This window comes from Paraburkholderia sp., from assembly GCF_026225065.1.
Classification (GTDB): Bacteria; Pseudomonadota; Gammaproteobacteria; order Burkholderiales; family Burkholderiaceae; genus Paraburkholderia.
The window spans coordinates 1-20,005 of sequence record NZ_JAMFSB010000311.1 but is presented as its reverse complement, the minus strand read 5'-3'; the positions used below and the strand labels follow the sequence as shown (position 1 = coordinate 20,005).

The 20,005-nt window shown below is 62.8% G+C and carries 14 protein-coding genes; 2 read left to right on the top strand and 12 right to left on the bottom strand.

What is annotated here, in order from left to right; all coding sequences use genetic code 11:
• On the top strand, window positions 1–237 hold a 237-nt coding region (locus M0954_RS22350), incomplete at its 5' end, for a hypothetical protein (protein WP_297355538.1).
• 49 nt (window positions 238–286) lie between these two features.
• Here the strand turns inward: M0954_RS22350 and dsdA are convergent.
• The 4 genes from dsdA to M0954_RS22330 form a co-directional block, all read right to left on the bottom strand.
• Window positions 287–1,675 (bottom strand): D-serine ammonia-lyase, encoded by a 1,389-nt coding sequence (gene dsdA, locus M0954_RS22345; RefSeq protein WP_297355536.1) that lies wholly within the window; start codon window positions 1,673–1,675, stop codon window positions 287–289.
• 34 nt (window positions 1,676–1,709) lie between these two features.
• On the bottom strand, window positions 1,710–3,239 hold the full coding sequence (locus tag M0954_RS22340; protein ID WP_297355533.1) for an amidase: 1,530 nt from the start codon (window positions 3,237–3,239) through the stop codon (window positions 1,710–1,712).
• Window positions 3,240–3,365: 126 nt separating this feature from the next.
• Window positions 3,366–4,283: a LysR substrate-binding domain-containing protein gene (locus M0954_RS22335; RefSeq protein ID WP_122154181.1), complete on the bottom strand. Its 918-nt coding sequence runs from the start codon at window positions 4,281–4,283 to the stop codon at window positions 3,366–3,368.
• A gap of 70 nt (window positions 4,284–4,353) precedes the next feature.
• On the bottom strand, window positions 4,354–5,604 hold the full coding sequence (locus tag M0954_RS22330; RefSeq protein ID WP_122154180.1) for an MFS transporter: 1,251 nt from the start codon (window positions 5,602–5,604) through the stop codon (window positions 4,354–4,356).
• 371 nt (window positions 5,605–5,975) lie between these two features.
• On the opposite strand from M0954_RS22330, the gene M0954_RS22325 reads away from it, so the two are divergent.
• On the top strand, window positions 5,976–7,187 hold the full coding sequence (locus M0954_RS22325; RefSeq protein WP_297355531.1) for an MFS transporter: 1,212 nt from the start codon (window positions 5,976–5,978) through the stop codon (window positions 7,185–7,187).
• Between the two features lie 20 nt (window positions 7,188–7,207).
• Here the strand turns inward: M0954_RS22325 and M0954_RS22320 are convergent, their stop codons facing one another.
• The 8 genes from M0954_RS22320 to M0954_RS22285 all read right to left on the bottom strand — a co-directional run.
• Window positions 7,208–7,651, bottom strand: coding sequence for a hypothetical protein (locus tag M0954_RS22320; RefSeq protein WP_122154178.1), 444 nt, complete (start codon window positions 7,649–7,651; stop codon window positions 7,208–7,210).
• Between the two features lie 63 nt (window positions 7,652–7,714).
• A complete protein-coding gene (locus M0954_RS22315) occupies window positions 7,715–16,321 on the bottom strand; it encodes a glucoamylase family protein (protein WP_297355529.1) in 8,607 nt (2,868 codons plus the stop codon).
• Complete coding sequence (locus tag M0954_RS22310; RefSeq protein WP_297355527.1) at window positions 16,318–16,446, bottom strand: hypothetical protein; 129 nt, start codon at window positions 16,444–16,446, stop codon at window positions 16,318–16,320. Before M0954_RS22310 ends, M0954_RS22315 begins: the two co-directional genes overlap by 4 nt.
• 340 nt (window positions 16,447–16,786) lie before the next feature.
• Window positions 16,787–16,930 (bottom strand): hypothetical protein, encoded by a 144-nt coding sequence (locus tag M0954_RS22305; RefSeq protein WP_166660651.1) that lies wholly within the window; start codon window positions 16,928–16,930, stop codon window positions 16,787–16,789.
• A gap of 178 nt (window positions 16,931–17,108) precedes the next feature.
• Complete coding sequence (locus tag M0954_RS22300; protein ID WP_123384425.1) at window positions 17,109–17,876, bottom strand: SDR family NAD(P)-dependent oxidoreductase; 768 nt, start codon at window positions 17,874–17,876, stop codon at window positions 17,109–17,111.
• 119 nt (window positions 17,877–17,995) lie between these two features.
• Complete coding sequence (locus M0954_RS22295; protein WP_297355525.1) at window positions 17,996–18,922, bottom strand: LysR family transcriptional regulator; 927 nt, start codon at window positions 18,920–18,922, stop codon at window positions 17,996–17,998.
• A 125-nt stretch (window positions 18,923–19,047) separates the two neighbouring features.
• Complete coding sequence (locus M0954_RS22290) at window positions 19,048–19,548, bottom strand: DoxX family protein (RefSeq protein ID WP_133891299.1); 501 nt, start codon at window positions 19,546–19,548, stop codon at window positions 19,048–19,050.
• A gap of 203 nt (window positions 19,549–19,751) precedes the next feature.
• The coding region (locus M0954_RS22285; protein WP_297355523.1) for a zinc-binding dehydrogenase at window positions 19,752–20,005 on the bottom strand (254 nt) is incomplete at its 5' end.

Sequence of the window (20,005 nt, the reverse complement as noted above, 5' to 3'; positions counted from 1 at the left end):
CCCCCGCCACCGTCTCGAACCGTTCAGTCTAACCAGTACGCGCCTGCGAAGTCCCAACCGGCTTACGCGCAGTCCGGCTCCGTCCCTCGGCCGCCCGCTCAAGCCTCGGCGCAGCAGGTCCTCGTAGTGGGCCGGCCGCCCGCCTATCCGGCAGATGACGAGATGTACACGCCGCCTGAACTGCGGCGGCAGTACCCCGCCGGTTCCGGCAACTGGACTCAAACCGTTTCCCAGTAAGGCCTTCCCTTTCCCGGCTAGCGAATGGGTTGCGGGTTCACAAATCGATTCACGCTCTGGTGACAACTGAGCAGCGTTCTGCGCTGCTCAGTTGTCGCTCGCCTTCCGCAACGTACCTGTCCATCTCCTCGCGCGGGACCATGCCGCCGCCTGTCGCCCAGACGATATGCGTAGCGGCCGCCCTTCGCGTTGCGTCGAGACCGATGCGTGCGTGATAGCCATCGACCTCGGCGAGCACGCGCGCGAATCCGGGTGCGCCCGCGAGTGCCGACGGTTCGAGTCGTATGCCTTCGGTCTTCGCCATCAGATAGAGCAGCGCCAGTAACTCGCTGTCTTCGACGGTGAAATAGCCGTCGATCATCCGTTGCATCGACCGTCCAACAAAGCCCGATGGCCTGCCGACGGCAAGGCCGTCGGCGGCCGTCACGTTATCGATGCCGAAATCCTGCACTGCGAGCTTGTCATGCAAACCGGTGTACACCCCCATCAGCATGCACGGCGAGTGCGTCGGTTCCGCAAAAATGCAATGCACGGCGTCGCCGAATGCGAGCTTGAGCCCAAACGCAACGCCGCCAGGGCCGCCGCCGACGCCGCACGGTAGATAGACGAACAACGGATGATCCACATCGACGCGCGTGCCTGCCGCTTCGAGTTGGCGTTTCAGGCGTTCGCCCGCGACCGCGTAGCCGAGAAACAAAGTGGTCGAATTCTCGTCGTCGATGAAATGACAGGAAGCGTCGGCGGCTGCCTGGCGGCGACCGCTCTCGACTGCTTCGCCGTAGTCGCCGGCGTATTCGATCACGTTTACGCCATGCGCACGCAGCCGGTCTTTCTTCCACTGCCGCGCGTCGGCCGACATGTGCACTGTGGTCTCGAAGCCGAGTGTCGCGGCCGCGATTCCGATCGACATCCCGAGATTGCCTGTCGATCCGACCGCGATCTTGTGCGCACGGAACAACGCCTGACACGGCGCGTCGGCGAGCACGCGGTAGTCGTCGTCGAGCTTCAGCAAACCCTGTGCGAGGGCGAGCTTTTCCGCATGGAACAGCACTTCATAAATGCCGCCGCGAGCCTTGATCGAGCCCGAGATCGGCAGATGGCTATCTTTCTTCAACAGCATCCGTACCGGCTCAGCGACGCCGTAGCGGGCGCGAACGGCATCCGCGAAGGCGGGAACCGGCGTCAATGGCGATTCGATGATGCCGTTTGCGGGCGCTACATCGGGAAACGCTCGTGCAATAAACGGCGCGAAGCGCGTCAGACGATCGCTTGCATCGCGAACGTCAGCGGCGTCCAGCGAGATGTCGGCGAGCGCGTCGGCCAGAGGTGCAATGGCGGGATTGAACCACGCGACCGGTCGATGTTGCATCAACGGTTCGAGCAGCGGGAATTCGGATCGCCACGCCGAAAGTGGCTTGCCGTAGAGCGTTTCAGTCATGCCAGGTCCCAGAATCAATCGTATCGCAGAGCAATCAAACGGCAGGACGGTCGCCGTCTGCAGCAGCGGACGCGTCGAGCACCGGCGGATGCGTCACGATCGCCCGCAAGTCCACCTGGGTTTTCGACAGAGCTCGCAAATCCGGCTTCGGACGACGCAGCTCGGGCGAGCCTTCGCACACCGCCTCGACAGCGTGTGCCGCGAGCAGCAATTCCAGGTCGCCGCGAAAGCGGCCGACCATCTGCAGGCCGAACGGCATGCCGCGATGATCGGTGCCAACCGGCAGCGACAGCGCCGGATTGGTCGCGAGCGTCACCACGTAAGTTAGCGACAGCCACCGATAGTAATTTTCGAGCGCGACGCCATTGATCGACTTGAGGTACGGTTGCGTCCAGGGAAACGGCGACACCGGAGTGGTCGGCGACAGGATCACGTCGTAGCGATCAAACAGCTTCTGAAATGCGCGGAAGATCAGCGTCTGCTCGTTGTGTGCACGCACGCAGTCCTTGAGCTGCAGGTTCGCGCCCATTTCGTAGTTCGCGCGCGGGTTCGGCCCGAGCAGGTCGGGATCTTTGTCATAGGCTTTCTGCAGGCTCATGACGAAGGCTTCCGCGCGTAGCACGTCGAAACAGGTGTGCGCGTCTTTCATCTGCACTTCGACAGGCTCGCAGACCGCAAAAGAGCTGCGCAGCGCTTCGATTTTTTTGCGAAACACCGCGCGGATCTCGTCATCCACTTCGCAGACGCCAAAGTCTTCGGTGTAACCGACACGCAGTCGCGACAGATCGGTGGGCCGTGCGCTGTCGATGGACGGCGGCATCGTGAAAGGGTAGCTCAACGGATCCGTGCCGGATGCGCCGGCGGTAGCGGCGAGTTGCAGCCATGTATCGGCGACGTCGCGTCCCATTGGACCGACGACTGCAAGAGGCGTCCAGCCAAGTTGCTTGCGCTCGCTCGGCACCAGCCCCGGTGAGGTTCGCAAGCCGACCACGCCGCATTTCGCAGCCGGAATCCGCAGCGATCCGCCTGTATCCGAGCCGCTGCACAGCGGCACCATATCGACTGCCAGCGCCGCCGCCGAGCCGCCCGACGAACCACCGGCATTCAGCTCCGGGTTGAATGGATTGCCGGTCGCGCCCCAGACCGGGTTGAAGCTGTTGGCGCCCGCGCCCAACTCCGGCACATTGGTCTTGCCGACGACAATCGCGCCCGCGCCGCGCAGGCGTTGCACCAGGGCGTTGTCTTCTGAGGGGACATTAGAACGGAACAGCGGCGAGCCGTACGTGGTCAGCACGCCCGCGGTTTCTTCGAGATCCTTGATGCCGATAGGCAGACCTTGCAATATGCCTTGGCGATTGCCGTTCGCGAGATCGCGCTCGGCCTCGCGCGCTTCGGCACGCGCGCGGTCGAAGCAGGTCGCCGAGAACGCATTGATCTTCGGATTCAGCGTCTCGATCCGCTCGATACACGCGTCGAGCAGTTCGACCGGCGATATCTCGCGGGCATCGAGACGTTTTTTCAATTCGACTGCGCTTTGACTCACCAGCTCGTCTGTATGGGACACGGTTCACTTACCTTTCGCTGCGTTGAAGAACGATGCGAATGAATGTAGCCGAGTCGTGCGTACGCGGCTATTGACGAATATAGAAAGGCGATTTTCCTTTTGGACAACGACAAGCGGTCTGGGGGTCTATTGCGCGGAAGGCGCAGGCAACAACACGCTAACTGTTGCGATGAACGCTTCCACCAGCGGCGGCAAATCGCGGCGGGCCAACGTCTGCACTTCGATATTGCGGTCGCTGACATGCAGTTCGGGCACGGGCAACGCCACCAGTTGACCGCGCGCGAGGCGGCTGCGCAGAAACAGTTCACCGGAGAACGTAATCGCCTCGCCGGACAGCGAAAAATTGAGCAGCGTTTCGAGTGTCTCGCTGTCGAGCACGCTCTTGTAGTTGATACCCTCGCGGCTGCAATAGATGTCCAGCAACTGACGCAGCGTCGAATTCGGTCCTGGCAACGCCAGAGGATGTTCGAACAGTTCGCGCAAGGACACTTCGCTGCGCCGCGCGAGCACATGCGTAGGCGCGACGACGGCAAGCATCGGCGCGGGCTGGGAATACTTGACGTGGATGTCGCGGACCGGGCCGAGGCTAAACGTCAAGCCGAGATCGACTTCGGCTTCGCGGACCTGGCGCGTGACCACCGATGCGGGCGCCACCGCCAGGTTGAAACGTGCCGACGGATGGTCGCGACGGAATTGCGTCATCACGCGTGGCAGGAATTCGGCGGCGAAACCCTCGGTGCAGGCAATGCGGATGGTGGTCTCGGTATCGGTGCGCAATGCGTCCAGTTCGGCGCTGACGTGCTCGGCGTCAAGCAGCGAACGTCGTGCGTACGCAGCCAGCAATTCGCCCGCGCGGCTCGGCACCATGCCACGCGACTGGCGCTCGAACAGCGTCGCGTTCAGTTCGCTTTCGAGGCGGCTGATCTGACGGCTGACCGCTGAGGGCACCACATGCAGCTTTGTCGCGGCATCGCTGATCGAGCCGGTATTAACGACTTCGAGGAAATAGCGGACGGCGGCTTCTTGCAAGATGCGCGGGTTCATTGGGCGTCAGGACAAGTGATCGACCGCTCAATGATAGCCCGGAGACTACGAGCTGGTGCTATGGCCGTGCTCAGGCTTCCGCTTCGTTCGCAAGTTGCACGTCGCGGATTCTCGACGCGTTGATTGTCAGACTGACCAGCGTCGCCATCGCCGTGGATGCAATCAGGAACATGAACGCAGCGTCGTAGCTGTCATAGTGCGAGACCAGCAAGCCGATCACGAGCGGCGCGACGAACCCGGCCACCTGCCCGCCAAAGTTGATCATCCCGACACCCGTTCCGACGAGACGCTGCGGCAGGATTCTGGTTGGCAGTGCGAATGCAGTCGCGAACACGAACGACTTGAAGAAGTAGACAATCGACTGATACGTGATCACGCCAGCCACCGTTTGTGCGGTGTACATCAGGTACAGGAACACGCCGGTGATTGCGCAGCAACTCATCATCAGATACTTTTCGCGCCCGTCGAAGAAGCGGGTCATCACCCAGCCGCCCATGGCAGTAGCGATACTCGCGGTGATGAACGGCAGCGGCGTCAGCATTCCGACCGCTTTCAGATCGAGGTGGCGCGCGGTCAGCAGATAAGCGGGCATCCACGCGTCAAGCCCCTTGTTGACGATGCTCAGACCGAACCACACCGTCAGTATTTTCCACATCAACGGCATTTTCAGCAGATCCTTTGTGCCGCCTTTGCCACCCTTACCGCTGTTCAGGAGCGCCTGCGCGGCCGCTTCGTCGCGAGTCAGGCGGGGCGCCTTGACGAATACCAGATAGACCAGCGCGAACACCACACCAGCGATGCCAATCGAGACGAACGCGTGACGCCAGCCGAGATACAGGATCAGCGGCGCAATGACCAGGGGCGCAATGAAGCTGCCTACGTAGTTGGACGAAATCAGCAGCGACGACATCTTGGGGCGTTCGGCGCGCGGATACGCTTCAACCACGCCTTTGACCGCCGAGGCCGGGTAGCCGCCTTCACCGAGACCGAAGATAAAACGGATCGCAATCAACGACGCCAGCGACCATGCAAGGCCGGTCAGCGCGGTGAACAGCGACCAGAACGCAATCGACACCACCACCACGACCTTGCTGCCGAAGCGGTCGGCGAGCCAGCCGCCGGGAATCTGCATGATCGAATAACTCAGATAAAACGCGCTGAGGATCACGCCGAGTTGCGCCGGATTCAGATGGAAATCGCCACCGATATGTACAAGCGACAACGATACGGCCGACCGGTCTATGTAAGAAATGCAGTAGCCGATATAGAGCAGGACAAAGACCAGCGTCCGTTTGGTGCGGGGTTCAGTTCCAGCAATCATTGTCCAGATCCGGTAAGAGCGCAGATGGGCGGCTGCCTGGGCGCGGCAGGCCTGAAGCGGCGTGTGTCGTGACGACAACGCCATTCCCGACGGTTCGAACCGATCGTATGGATCCAAAAACGGGCTAACAAGTGATAGATTCCGACGCCTCCTTTGCTAAAAAAGCAGGGTGCGGCAGTGCAGCTTCCAAGACCGGAGAAAGCGCAGCGCCCAGTTGCGGATGGAATGAAATCTGCTGGCTATCCTCGCGACCCAAATCGTAAAGGGAGCAGGCGGTGAGCCCATCACCAGTTCAGACGCGAGCCAACGACGAGGCATCCAGGTCACCATCGTCACGCAGCCTGCGCGGCCTTGATGGGCTCAACTTCCTGATGGCCGATGTGCGGGATGGCCTTGGCCCGTTCCTGTCCGTGTACCTCAAAGGCACGCAACACTGGGGTTCGGGCAACATCGGCCTCGTCATGGCGGCGAGCGGGGTCGCAGCAGCCATATGCCAGATTCCCGCGGGGTTGCTTGTTGATGCGGTTCGCGTGAAGCGCCTGCTGATCGCGATTTCGGGCTTGCTGGTGGGAATCGGATGTCTTTTGATCGCGTTCTTTCCAAAACTGCCGACCGTCCTGGCCGCACAAATTACACTCGGCGCCGCCTCCGCCATCATTCCCCCTTGCCTTGCGGCACTGAGCCTTGGCGTTGTGGGCCATCGGTTGCTGCCTGCCCGGATAAGCCGCAATGAGGGCTTCAATCACGCGGGCAACTTCGCAGCCGCCATTCTGGCGGGCGGTCTGGGGCAGTACGTTGGCGTCATCTGGCTGTTCTATCTCATCTGCGGATTTGCGGTCGCGAGCGCGCTCGTAGTTCTGCTTATCAAGCCGCAGGAGATTGACCACGAGCTCGCCCGGGGAGCCGAAGACACCTCAGATGCCGAGGGACATCACAGACCCGTGGCGTTCGCGGATCTGTGGAAAAGACGCGACCTCAAGGTGTTCATTGTCTCGGTCATCCTGTTTCACTTTGGCAATGCCGCGATGTTGCCGCTCGCCGGCCAGGTCATCGCGAAGGTTCACCCCGGCATGGATGTCGTCGCATTGAGCGCATGCATCATCTCCGCACAACTCGTGATGGTTGCCGTTGCCGCCACGGTCGGGCATGCGATGCGCAAAGGTGTCGGACGGAAAAAAATCTTCCTGATCGCGCTGGCCGTGCTGCCCGTACGAGGGGTCCTGTTCTCGATGACCAGTAGCCCTTATGCGGTGGTTGCCATTCAACTGCTCGATGGGGTAGCGGCGGGCATTTTTGGGGTCGTCGCTGTGGTCATTGCATCGGACCTGATGCGCGGCACCGGCCGGTTCAATCTTGCGCAAGGGCTCATGGCGCTGGCTGTTGGAATCGGCGCAGCATTGAGCAACATGACGGGTGGCTACGTTGTCGAGAAGTTTGGCTTTACGACAGGATTTCTGACGCTGGCAGCGATCAGCGTACTCGCGCTTTTATTCTTCGCCGCGTTTATGCCGGAGACCGGACCAGATGCAAAGGACACGCAGGCCCCGGGCGGACAGCTCGGCGACGCGACTGCAGTGCGGTAACAGCTTGGTCGTTCGTAGAACTAGCTAGCATCGTGACGCTGCCATTTGAACGAATCGCTCATGACATGCACGACCAGGCCATCAACCGGAATCGACTCCACCGAGCCGCACCACGCAGCGGGATACGCCTGCTGTAGTTTTCCCACCGCATAAAGCTCCGCCCAAAGCTCGTGGGTCAAGCGCGCTTTTCGGCGTAGCAATTCGCCGACGAAGAGGCGTTTGAGCTCGCATCCATATCGCACGAGGCCACCGCTCGCCATGTAAGTTTCACGCATCGTCAGGCGGCGCGGCGGTTGCCCAGCCTCGTGGCACTCGTCGCCGGCGGTGGGCTCCCAATGTTGATGTCGCGAGAACCACAGCACGGGCGTCCCAGTGGACTCAACTTCGATGCCGCCTGGGATAAGCATCCCGCTTGCGGTGATGTGCTGGAATTTTCGTCCCGTGGTGTAGTGCCATGCCAACATCGTTTGCTCCGATCCCATCCAGGATAGTTGCTGTTTGACTCTCGATACGCGATGCGTGATCCGTCACACGATCTCTGCGCCCGATTGCACGTCTTCACTGACGCCGAAGCAGAGCGAAATCACGAGCTTATGCGAACCCGCGTCGAGCGGCACACGCACCTGTCCATCGCCACATTCGATGCTCGCGCCATCGAGCATCGCACTTGTCACACCAGGCTCGTCAGCAGATTCAACGCGAATCTCATAGCGCGTCGAATGCATCGACACCGTTGCTTCAAACCCCGGCCACGTATCCGGAATGCAAGGATCGATCACCAGAAAATTCCCCTCGCGACGGATCCCAAGAATGCCCTCGATACCCGCCCGGTACATCCACCCAGCCGATCCCGTGTACCAGGTCCAGCCACCCCGCCCGGCATGCGGGGCCACAGAATAGACATCGGCGGCAACAACATAAGGCTCGACCTTGTAGCGCTCGACTTCCATCGGCGTGCGCGCATGATTGACCGGATTGAGCAGTGAGAACAACGCGGCGGCCTTGTTGCCATCACGCAGTTTCGTCAACGCGAGGATCACCCACATCGCCGCGTGGCTATACTGGCCACCGTTCTCGCGCAGCCCCGGCGGATAGCCCTTGATATAGCCCGGATCGTGCGACGTTTTGTCGAACGGAGGCGTGAACAGCAACGCAAGCGCATCATCGCGACGGATCAAATGTTTTTCCAGCGAGGCCATCGCCTGAACGGCGCGCGCTGGATCTGCCGCGCCGGACAACACCGCCCACGACTGCGCGATCGAATCGATCTGGCACTCGTCACTTTCGCTCGAGCCAAGCCACGTGCCGTCGTCAAACGTCGCGCGGCGATACCATTGGCCGTCCCATGCGTCAAGCTCCAGTGATTCGCGCAACGAGGCCGAATGAGTACGCCAGCGTGCGGCGCGTGCCACCGAAACCGGATCGCGCAATTCAGCGAGCGGTGCGAACAGTTCAATCGTGCGCAGAAGCAGCCAGCCGAGCCATACGCTTTCTCCCTTGCCGCCTGCGCCGACGCGGTTCATCCCGTCGTTCCAGTCGCCTGTCCCCATCAGGGGCAAGCCGTGCTCGCCGGTCAGTTCGATGCATTGATCCAGGCCGCGCGCGCAGTGTTCGAACATTGATGCCGATTCATCTGCGACCATCGGCTGGAAAAATGCATCGTGCTCGCCAGGTCGCAGCAACGGTCCGTCGAGGAACGATACGGTCTCGTCGAGAATCGCGACGTCGCCTGCGCAGCCGACATACGTCGCCGTCGCGAAGGCGAGCCACACGCGGTCATCGGAAATCCTCGTGCGCACGCCCTGCCCCGTTTGCGGCAACCACCAATGCTGGAAATCGCCGTCGACAAACTGTCGCGCCGCGGCGCGCAGCAAATGACGACGTGTCTCGTCCGGCTGCACATGCGTCAACGCCATGCCGTCCTGCAACTGGTCACGGAACCCATACGCACCACTCGCCTGATAGAACGCCGAACGCGCCCAGATACGGCACGCGAGCGTTTGATACAGCAGCCAGCCGTTTAGCATCAGGTCCATCGCGCGGTCGGGCGTCTTCACCTGGACCGTGCCGAGCACGTTGCGCCAGTGGCTCGTCACTTCGGCGAGAACCGCGTCAAGATCGGCCTTGCGATAGCGTTCGATCAACGCGCGCGCTTCTTCGACGGACTGACACTGTCCGACGAACGACACCACCTCAACGATCTCGCCCACGCCCAACTCAATCACGTCCTGCAACACCGCGCAGGGATCGAGACCTGCGCCAGTCGCGCCAGACAGATGTGCATTGCCGCTCAGCGCGGCGGGTGCCGCGCTGCGGCCGTTACGGCCGAGAAATTCGGTGCGATCCGCCGTCCACGTGGTCTGCCGGCCGCCAAGATCGGCGAACGCGACGCGCCCCGCGAACCCCATGCTCCACGGATTGCGCGCCAGCATCGCGCCGGTGGCGGCGTCGATCTCCGTCACGATGAAGGGACCGGATGCACCGCGCGAGGTGCCGAGCACCCAATCCGTCCATGCCGTCACGGACAGACGGCGCGGCCTCGCGGACAGATTGCGCAACGTCAGCCGGGAAATCTTCAGCGGGTCGGCGAGCGGCACGTATTGCAGCAAATCGAGCGCGATGCCATTCGCCTCGTGTTCGAAGCGGCTATAGCCACGCCCGTGACGCGCGACATACGTCCCGCCGTCGCGGATCGGCTGCGCGGTTGGGCCCCACACCTCGCCCGTGACTTCGTCGCGCACATAGATGGCCTCACCGGCTGGGTCCTCGACCGGATCGTTCGACCATGGCGTGAGCTGATTCTCGCGGCTGTTTTCAGCCCACGTGTAGCCGCTGCCTTCCGCCGCGACCTGAAAGCCGAAGCCAGGGTTCGCGATTACGTTGATCCACGGCGCGGGGGTCGTCGCACCCGCCACGAGAACGGTCACGTATTCCCGGCCGTCTTTATCGAAACCGCCCAGACCGTTGAAAAACTCGAGCCTCGACGGAACCGGAGAAACAGCGCGAGGCGGATGAGGCGTCGCAGGCCAAGGCGACGACATCGACGGCCTCTGCTGGCGCAACGCCGATGCCTGGCCACGCGACTGCGGCAAGCGGGCAAGCTGTTCGGCGATAGAACCGCGGCGCGCGATCAGCGCAACCCGCGCGACCGATTGCAGCAACGCACGCGCCTCCACGCTCATCAAATCGGCGCGTAGCGTAAAGACCGCCCCTTGCGCGAGTTCTTCGCCGTAGCGTGGTCGCAACTGGCTGCTGCGCACCGCCGTTTCGATCGCGCCCTGCAACTCCTGGATATACGACGAAGCCCGTTCGTTGATGATGACCAGATCGACGGCGAGCCGCTTCATCCGCCAATACTCGTGTGCCCTCAATAACTGCCGGACTTGCGCAATGTCTTCGACGTCGTCGATACGCAGCAGCACGATCGGCAGATCGCCGGAAATCGCGTGTGGCCAGAGTCCCGACTGCACGTCGGCTCCGCGAATGATCGTGTCCGACGACGCCCTGAAACGGGCATCGGCGTAAATGACGGGCGCGGCGAGGCGCTGAAAATTCGCCGCTTCTTCGGCTTCAACAGCGAGATGGCGCAACTGCACCTGGGCCTGCGTCCAGGCGAGCGTTTTGGCACGATCAAACGCGTTGCGGTCATGGTGTTTGTCGACCAGATCCAGCAACTGCGCCCGCGACTCGGCCACCACCGTCCAGAACGTCACGCGCGCGACCTTGCCCGGCGGCACCAGCACGCGATACCTGAGTGCAAAGACCGGATCGAGTACGGTACCGGCGGTATTGGTCAACGGCTGATCGTCGAAGATCGCCGCTGCCGTGCCGGCGTTGCGCCCACGTCCGAGAAAGCGCGCGCGATCCGATTCGTATTGCGGATCGGCGACGATCTCGCCATCGACCACCGCAAAATGCGCAGCCCACACCTGCTTTTCGTCGTGCGAACGCGGGCGGCGCGTAGCCAGCAGTGCGCCGAATTCTGCGAGGTACTCGGTCTGGACGAACATGCGCGAGAAGGCCGGATGGGCGTTGTCGGAGGCAGGCGTCGCGAGCACGATTTCCGCATAGGACGTCAGCTCGATCTCGCGCGCGCGACGTCCGCTGTTCGCCAACGAGACGCGACGCACTTCGCCATCCGCCTCGCCGGAAACCAGCACGTCCATCGTCGTGGTCAACGAGCCATCACGGCGGATGAATTCCGCATGGTCCTCGCCGAACACCACCTCTTCGTACTCGGCTTCGCTGCCCACCGGCTGTGCACCCGCCGACCACACGTGGCCGCTCTGCGTATCGCGCAGGAAGATGAACGAGCCCCAGTCGTCGCGAGTCGTGTCTTCGCGCCAGCGCGTCACGGCCAGATCGCGCCAATGGCTGTAACCGGCACCGGTGGCCGTCAGCATGACCGCGTAGCGTCCATTCGACAGTAGGTGTGTCACCGGCGCGGCGCCTGCCACAGCCGACGCCGCAAGGCGTCGTACGGTCGACGGAGCGGCGCCTGCAACGGCCGCCGACGTGTTCACTTCCTCAGCACGGGGATGTCCAACAGCGACATTGCGCGGCATGCGTTCCTGCAACAACAGTTCGCTCGCCTGAATCATGGGTTCACGATGGAAACGCGCACGCATCTGCGCGTCGAGCAACGTGTTCGCGATCGACACGATCGTCATGCCCTGATGATGCGCCATGAAGTTGCGCACGATTGCTACGGCCTCGTTGTCCGGCAACCGCGAGCGCGTGAAATCGAGTGCTTCGTAGAAACCATAGCGACCCTGCGCGCCGAGCGCGGCGAGTTGCGCATAGTTCTCCAGCGCGGCTTGCGGGTCGACCATTGCGGCCAGCCCCGTTGCATACGGCGCGATGACGCGGTTCTCCGAAAGCCCACGCTTGAGACCCAGACCGGGCACGCCGAAATTCGAATACTGGTAAGTGAATTCGATGTCACGCGCGTTGTACGCCGATTCCGAAATGCCCCACGGAATGCCCAGCGAACGCCCATACGAAGCTTGCCGTTCCACCACCAGACGGTTGGTCTGCTCGAGCAGACTGCCGACCGGCGCACGCATCACGAGCGAGGGCATCAGGTATTCGAACATCGACCCCGACCACGAGATCAGGGCCGAGCCGTTGCCGATCGGCGTCGCGGCGCGACCGAGGCGGAACCAGTGGCGCGTCGTCACGTCGCCTTTCGCGATGGCGAACAGGCTCGCGAGGCGCGCTTCGGACGCGAGCAGGTCGTAGCAGTTCTGGTCGAGGCTGTTGTCGGATTGCGAATAGCCGATCGATAGCAGCTTGCGCTCCGGATCGAGCAGGAACGCGAAGTCCATGTCGAGCGCCAGCGCTCGCGACGCATCCGCGAGCGATTTCAAGCGTGCCCGCAGAAGACCGGGCGCCTCGGCAAGTTGTTGCCGGTCGCGCGCGTGTTCGACGAGGCTTTTGCTCAGAGCGTCGACCCAGAACATCAGGTCGGCACAACTGTCGTCCCCGCCTGCCGGTACCAGTTCGCGCGTGGCCTTGCCGGCCTTTTCCGTCAAGCGCATGAGCAACGGCGACAGCGCTTCGAGTGTTTGCGGGCCGTTCAACTGCGTGTTGATCTCCTCAAAGATCGCCACTAGCTGCTTGCCGCGTTCACCGCCTGCGGTGGGCAACGCGTCGATGGCTGCGCGCGCGAGTTGCAGGTTGTCCGCCATTCCAGACCGAGCGGCCGGTGCGAGCAGATCGTTCTGCCACTCTTCGCACGCGTTGGCGAGGACGATCAGATGACCGGCCAGATTGCCGCTGTCGACCGACGAAACATACGCCGGCGCCAGCACCTGGAGATCAAGCGTCCCGTACCAGTTATAGAAATGCCCCTTGAAACGGGCAAGCTTGTGCATCGAGGCGAACGTTGCTTCGATGCGTTCGACGGTTTGCGTCGTCCCCGCCCAGCCGAAATCGCGCGCGGCAATCGCCGACAACAGATAGAGCCCAAGGTTGGTCGGCGACGTGCGGTGCGCGACGACCGGTGCCGGGTCTTCCTGGAAGTTGTCGGGCGGCAGCATGTTTTCTGCCGGCGTCACGAAGGTCTCGAAGAAACGCCACGTGCGTCGCGCGATGAGACGAAGGTTGCGCGCATCCGGGTCCGCCATCGCGAAATGTCGCGCGACGGTCGGTGAACGGCTCGACCACAGCGCGAGCGCCGGCGCCGCTACCCATAACAACGCAAACGGCAGCGCAAGCGGCCAGTGCGACGGCGCGTACACGATCGCGCCGGCCGGCAGCACGAGGCCGAGCGCAACGCCGCCGGTCATCTGCCGGTAAAAGCCACGCAGATCGAGACGAGGACTGCCCTTCGATTGCGCGGCGGTCGTCCATTCGAGCAGCCGGCGATGCGTCACGAACAGCCGCAGCAGTGTCCTGACGATCGCGTCGCTCATGCGCCACGCGTGATCCGCGAGGAACGCAGCCGACAGAAATGTTTGCAAGGCCGCGAGCCGCACGTCGGCGGCCAGCACCTCCAGATGATTGCGCAGACGGATGCCAGTGCGGCGCGGCACAACCGCGAACAGCGTCGGTAGGAAAGCGGGTATCGCGAATACGCCTAGCATCAGCAGCGCGCCTGCCATTGCGGCGCGGACCGGCATCAGCCAGCATAGGGCGAACGCGGCGACCATCAAGGGGCCTAGCAACGAACGGCGCAAATTGTCGAGCATCTTGAAGCGGCCGATCGACGGCATCGCGTGCCGGTCCGGGCCGCGGTGGCCGACGATCCACGGCAGCAATTGCCAGTCGCCACGCGTCCAGCGATGCTGGCGCTTGCCGATCACGTCGTAACGCGACGGCACCTCCTCGACCACTTCGACATCCGAGGCCAGTCCGGCGCGCGCGAAAACCCCTTCGAACAGATCGTGACTGAGCAGCGCGTTTTCCGGTACGCGTCCATGCAAGGCGGCTTCAAACGCATCGACGTCATAGATGCCCTTGCCGGTATACGAGCCTTCGCCGAACAGGTCCTGATAGACATCGGACACGGCCGCCGCGTAGGGGTCCATGCCGCCGGGTCCGGAGAAGACGCGCTGATGCAGCGATCCTTCCTGGCCCACCGGCAGCGACGGTGTGACACGCGGCTGCAGAATCGCGTAGCCGTTGACCACGCGTTGTTCCGCCTCGCTGAATGTAGGCCGGTTCAGCGGATGCGCCATCTTGCCGATCAGCCGCAGCGCGGCGTCGCGTGGCAGACGCGTATCGGCGTCGAGTGTGATGACGTAGCGCACATCGGATGGCACCAGCGGCGCATGGCCGGCGATCGGCATGAAGGTCGTATCCGTCGCGCCGCGCAGCAGGCGGTTGAGTTCGTGCAGCTTGCCGCGCTTGCGTTCCCAGCCCATCCATTTGTTCTCGCTCGCGTTGAACACGCGACGGCGGTGCAGCAGGAGGAAACGGCTGCCGCCAGGGCCTGGCTCATAACGGGCGTTCAGTGCTTCGATGGCATCCGCGGCCACGGCGAGCAGATCCGCGTCGCCCGCCAGCACTTCCTGATCCGCATCGAGCCCGTCCGCCAGCAATGCGAAGGACAGGTCGCCACCGGCGCCCGCGAGGTGATGCACCTCAAGCCGTTCGATCTGCTCGCGCAGATCGGCCTCGCTCGTCAGGAGCGTCGGCACGGCAACCAGCGTGCGCAACGACGACGGCACGCCGGCAGTCAGTTCGAGACCCGGCAACACGATTGCGCCGAAACTCCATGTCACCGCGCGATTGACGAGCGCGGTTGCGATCTCGGTAACGGGCAGAAATCCACACACGGCGAAGAGCGCGAACACCAGGGGTTCGAGTCCGCTCGGCGCGAGTGTCCACATTGCCCACAACACGAGCGCCAGTAACGTCGCGGCAACCGCCAGGATGGTGCCGACGTAGCCGCCAATGCCAAGTCGGACGTTGAACCGCGTGATCCGCAACCGTGGCGGCGGACGGAATCCGATCGCCTGCTCCAGTGCGCGACGGCCTTCGGCGATCAGGTGATAGCCGGGGTCGCCGGCGCGTTCCGCCTGCGCGGTGTCGCCTGCTTCCCGTGCCGCCGCCTGTGCCGATTCCAGCGCCAGCCCGGCGACTTCGAGTTCGGTGAACGATGAGCCGCGCGCCAGTTGCTCGATTGCGCTGCGATACAGATTGCGCGTCGGAAAATCCATCGTGGCAAAGTGGCTGCCGGCGCACAAATGGGCGTCGACGAGACTCACTTCCTCGAACAGTTCCGCCCAGTCGATGTCGGAAATCAGCCGCATGCTGGTGATCACATTGCGCACGGTGACGTTCGATGCGCCCTGCCGCTGCTGTGCGTGCTGCACGACTTCCTCGATGGAGGCGCCCTGCAGTTTGAGCCGCTCTTCCAGCCAGCCCAGTGCCGGCATGGTGCGCGGATCCTGGTCACGCAGCCGTTTAGCGAGCTGCGCGGCGAACAGCTCCGACAACAGGTCTGCGGAACGCGTGACAATGTCCGCTTCGAGCGCCGAACGGGCTTCGCCCGATTCGAGCAGACGCTCGGTGAGTGCATCGGCGTCGGCGCGGGAGCTACGGCCTGCGGTGATCTGGTCGGTCAGGCGTCGCAGGTTCTCGATCAGCACGATGCGCAGCGTGATCGCCACGGCCCACAATTCGCCGATCGTCAGCGGTTGAACCCGTTGATACGCGCTGATAAAGCGCCGCAGGATCTGCGGGTCGAAGTGGCTGTCCGTATGCGCAACGAACGCCCACGCGAGACCAAACACGCGCGGATAGCCTGCGAACGGCCCAGCGGCGAGCTTGGGCAATTGACGGTAGTAACCGGGCGGCAGGTCGTCGCGGATCTCGCGAATCTGCTCCTCGACAAGGTGGTAGTTGTCGAGGAGCCATTCCGCGGCGGGCACCACGCCCCGGCCGCTCTCGAGTTCTTCGGCGCTCGCACGGTAGGCTGCGAGCAGGACATCGGCGTTGTCGTTCAGTCGCGTGTGCAGCGATAAAACCGCGGGCGGTGTCTTCGTTATGACTTGCGCGGCGGCAAGGCTCTCGGCGTGTTGCTCAAGCCGCTCGACGCCGAACAGCTCTTCGCGCACCGGCGCGATGTCGGTCCACGGCGGTGACGGTAAGCGATGCCTCGTCACATATCGAAGGATCGCGTTCATACGCGCGCTTCCTGCGACATCGGTGAGTTCGCTGGAATGAACGGAGCGCAGTGGCGAGGCACGCTAGCGGCGAGCGCATCGTTCGGCATCGTTGCAGCGCCGGACAGTTCATCGAGTTGGGACATGATCGGATCTTCCTTCGGGGAGGTCGCACCGCGCGCGTCGCGTGCATGCAAGCCTCCGGGGTGTGGCTTGATTCACGGGTGCGGGTGGACGCGCGAGGAACCGTCAGGATGAGACAGCAGGCGCACAGCTTCCGTGTGCGTGTCCGCGATGACGCGCCCATGCGCCAACCGGCGGCTACCGTTTAGCGACGGACTAAAGCGTTGGATGAGCTTTGAGCAAACCGCGGTGCGGTATGAATGAGGGACAGGAGCATCTGCACAGCCCTGTCGAGGCAGTTTCCGGGCGAATACGCGGAAAGCGCGGAGCAGAAGGGCACGGATCCGTGCCCCCGTAAGCCTGTTATTTCTTTCTTGCCGGTGCGCTGGCCGAAGCGGTCTTCGGCGCAGTCGCCGACGACACGCCAACTGCAGGAGCGATCACCTTCTTGGGTTGTTTAGGCTTTTTAACCTCGCGATTGCCGCGCGTTGCGCTCTTTGCCATCATGCTTCTCCAGATTTGCCGGTCGCGAAAGCGACAGCCATGTCGCGCAGTTTGGGCGCTTCTGGTCACTCTGTCGCGATTTATATTTTTTTTGGACCTGCAAGCGCTTCGCACTCACACGCGCTATTGCCAGTGAATCACTACCTGACAGCGTGCTCGAGGAAGCGCTTTGCCGGTTTCCTCAGGCGATCCACCCACCGTCGACCGTCAGGCTTTCACCGGTGGTGTAGCCTGCTTCAGGACTTGCGAGGTACGAGACTGCCGCGGCGATTTCTTCGGGCTTGCCGAAGCGGCCCACGCTCGCGAGCTTAGTCATCGTTGCGTGGTCTTCCGTCCCGGGTTGCGGAGCCAATTCGGTGTCGATCGGACCGGGCTGCACCGCATTGACGGTCACGCCATACTTCCCGAGTTCACGCGAAAGGCCACGCGTGAAGCCTCGAATGGCGAATTTCGACGCGATATAAAGTGTCACGCCCGGTAGCGGCGCCGCTTCGCCGAAAGCAGAGCCCACGTTGACGATTCGGCCCCAGCCGGTCTTGATCATGCGTTGTGCGGCGTCCTTCGCCAGTTCGATCGGCGCTCGCACATTCAGATTGAAGTGCGTGTCATACGACGTCTCCGACGAGTCGAGGAACGGTCCATATTCGACGGTCCCTGCATTGTTGACGAGGATGTCGAGCCGGCCTTCGAAGCGGCCGCCGAAGACGCCGTTCAACGAGTCGATCAGCGCCGTGACGCCCTCGGGCTTCGCCAGATTGGCGCCGACTGCTTCGGCCTCGCCTCCTGCGTCGCGGATCGCCTGGACCACGGCCTCCGCACGCGCAGGGCTCGACGCGTAGTGGACGATGACCGCTGCGCCATCGCGCGCAAGACGCGTTGCGATGGCAGTGCCGATGCCACGGGAAGCGCCGGTCACGAGTGCGAGTTTGCCTTTCAGAGCTTGAGTCATGATTACCTCGATAGTGAGTTTTGAACGATCTGCATATGTGCCAACACGGTCATGCATTGGTTGATGCGTATCGTCCGCCACCGTCGCGAGGCAGGGTAGTCATCTGCAAGGAATAGGTGTTATTGCCGCTGAATGCCGTCCTGGGCTTCAATGCCGCCGTTCTCACCTAGCAGGTGCTCGACGAAAGCGACGAAGGCGCGCGCTTTCGTTGTCGCCATGCGACCGGACGGGAAGACGGCCCAGACGTCGATGGTCGGCAGAGTCCATTCGGTGAGAACGGCCTGCACGGTGCCGTCGGCGAGCTCGGGGGAGAACATCCACTCCGATGCGACCGCGAGGCCCATGTGCCCCAGCACCGCCGTGCGCATGCCCTCGGCGGCGCTCACGCTAACCCGGCCCGACACGGCCACCGAAACCTCGGTGCCGTCGTTGCCGCTGAACGACCACGACTCGCCGCCACCGCGCAGCGAATAAACAATCGCCTGGTGCCGGCTCAGGTCGGCCGGTGTCGCGGGAATACCGGCCTCCGCGAAGTAGCGCGGCGTACCGACCACCAGTCGCCGTCCTCGCAGGAGGTGTTTCGCGGTCATCGCCGAATCGTCGAGCGCTCCCATACGGAGCGCCACGTCGACGCCGTGCTCGAGCAGATCGATAGAGCGGTCGTCGAGGACGATGTCGATACTCAGTTTCGGATGCTGGTCGAGGAAGGTCTTGAGCGCGGGGAGAACATGCAGCCGTGCGAACGTGACGGCCGCACTGATCCGCAAGCGCCCCGAAAGACCGTCCGACGATTCGCGCACCACCTGTTCGGCCTGATCCGCTTCATCGATCGCACGGCGAGCGTGCTCGTAGAATCGCTGCCCTGCATCCGTCGGCGCCAGGCCCCGCGTCGAACGAAGCAGAAGCCGCGCGCCGAGGTGCTCTTCCAGTTGCGCAATGGCCTTCGAGACTGCCGGCTGGCCCAGCTTTAGCCGGCGAGCGGCGGCAGAAAATGAACCCGCGTCCACCACGGCTACGAACGTTTCCATCGCCGTCATGCGGTCCATGCGGTCCCCCTCGTGGAAACTGTTGCAAGAAAAGAGCACAGTCTACCGAGCATCGGTGGCCGCTGTCTTCAGTCCCGGGGTGGGGATGTATGCACCATGCGCCCCTCGCTTGCCATCGCCCTCCCCTATTTCCGCCCGCGACGGGCAAGCCAGCCATCGACGGCGAACGGTCCCGATCCGCCCAGCACCAGCGCGGCCAGACACGCGAGATAAAGCAGATCGGTCTCGTAGCCGGGTGGGCCGAACTGCGCACCGGACGATGTGACGGCCAGCAGCTTGATCGACGAAAACCCGTACTGAAGATGCACAGTCAATGTCGCCACCATCAGCACCGCGATCATTGGCAGACTAACGAGCGGCACGAATGCGCCGACCAAGATCGCGAGGCCACCGACCAGTTCAGTGAGAATGGTCGCCCACGCCATGAAGTGCGGTGCCGGTACGCCGAGCGTATGCAAAATCCCGGCGAATGTATCTGGATTCTTGAGGATTTTTGCGTAGCCGTGCTCCATGAAACCGTAACCGGTGATCAGCCGTAATGACAGCGGGGCCCATCGCGCGAGGCCCCAGCGGTGGGTCAGCTGGGCGGGATCGGTGAAACGAAGCAGGTGTCGTGCAGTGTTCATGCGCAAGGGTCTCCTGACGGACGTTAGCAAAAAACAGCGGGCAACGCAGACAGGACTGCATCGCCGCGCTCTCTTTGTAGTTCGTTGGAGATGGCAGCGCGGTTACAGCGCTGCTGACTATTTTTTGCTGGCGCGTGCCCACGTCCGCTGAGGCTATTGCCGGCTACTGACATCTTCAGACATGGCATGCGGCAGGCCAGGCTTCAGCCAATGAGATCGGCGCCTGTAGTCAGGACAATCTTTCCAAAGTGTGTGCCCGAATCGATCAGCTCGTGAGCGCCGCGAGCGTCGGCAAGCGCAAAAGTCTTGTAGACAACCGGCTTGATCTTGCCGCTCTCGATGTGCGGCCAGACCTGCCGCTCCAGTTCATTGATGATCGTCGCCTTGTCCGCGGATGTGCGCGATCGCAATGTCGAGCCCATATGCGTCAGACGTTTCGTCAGCATCGGCAAGACGT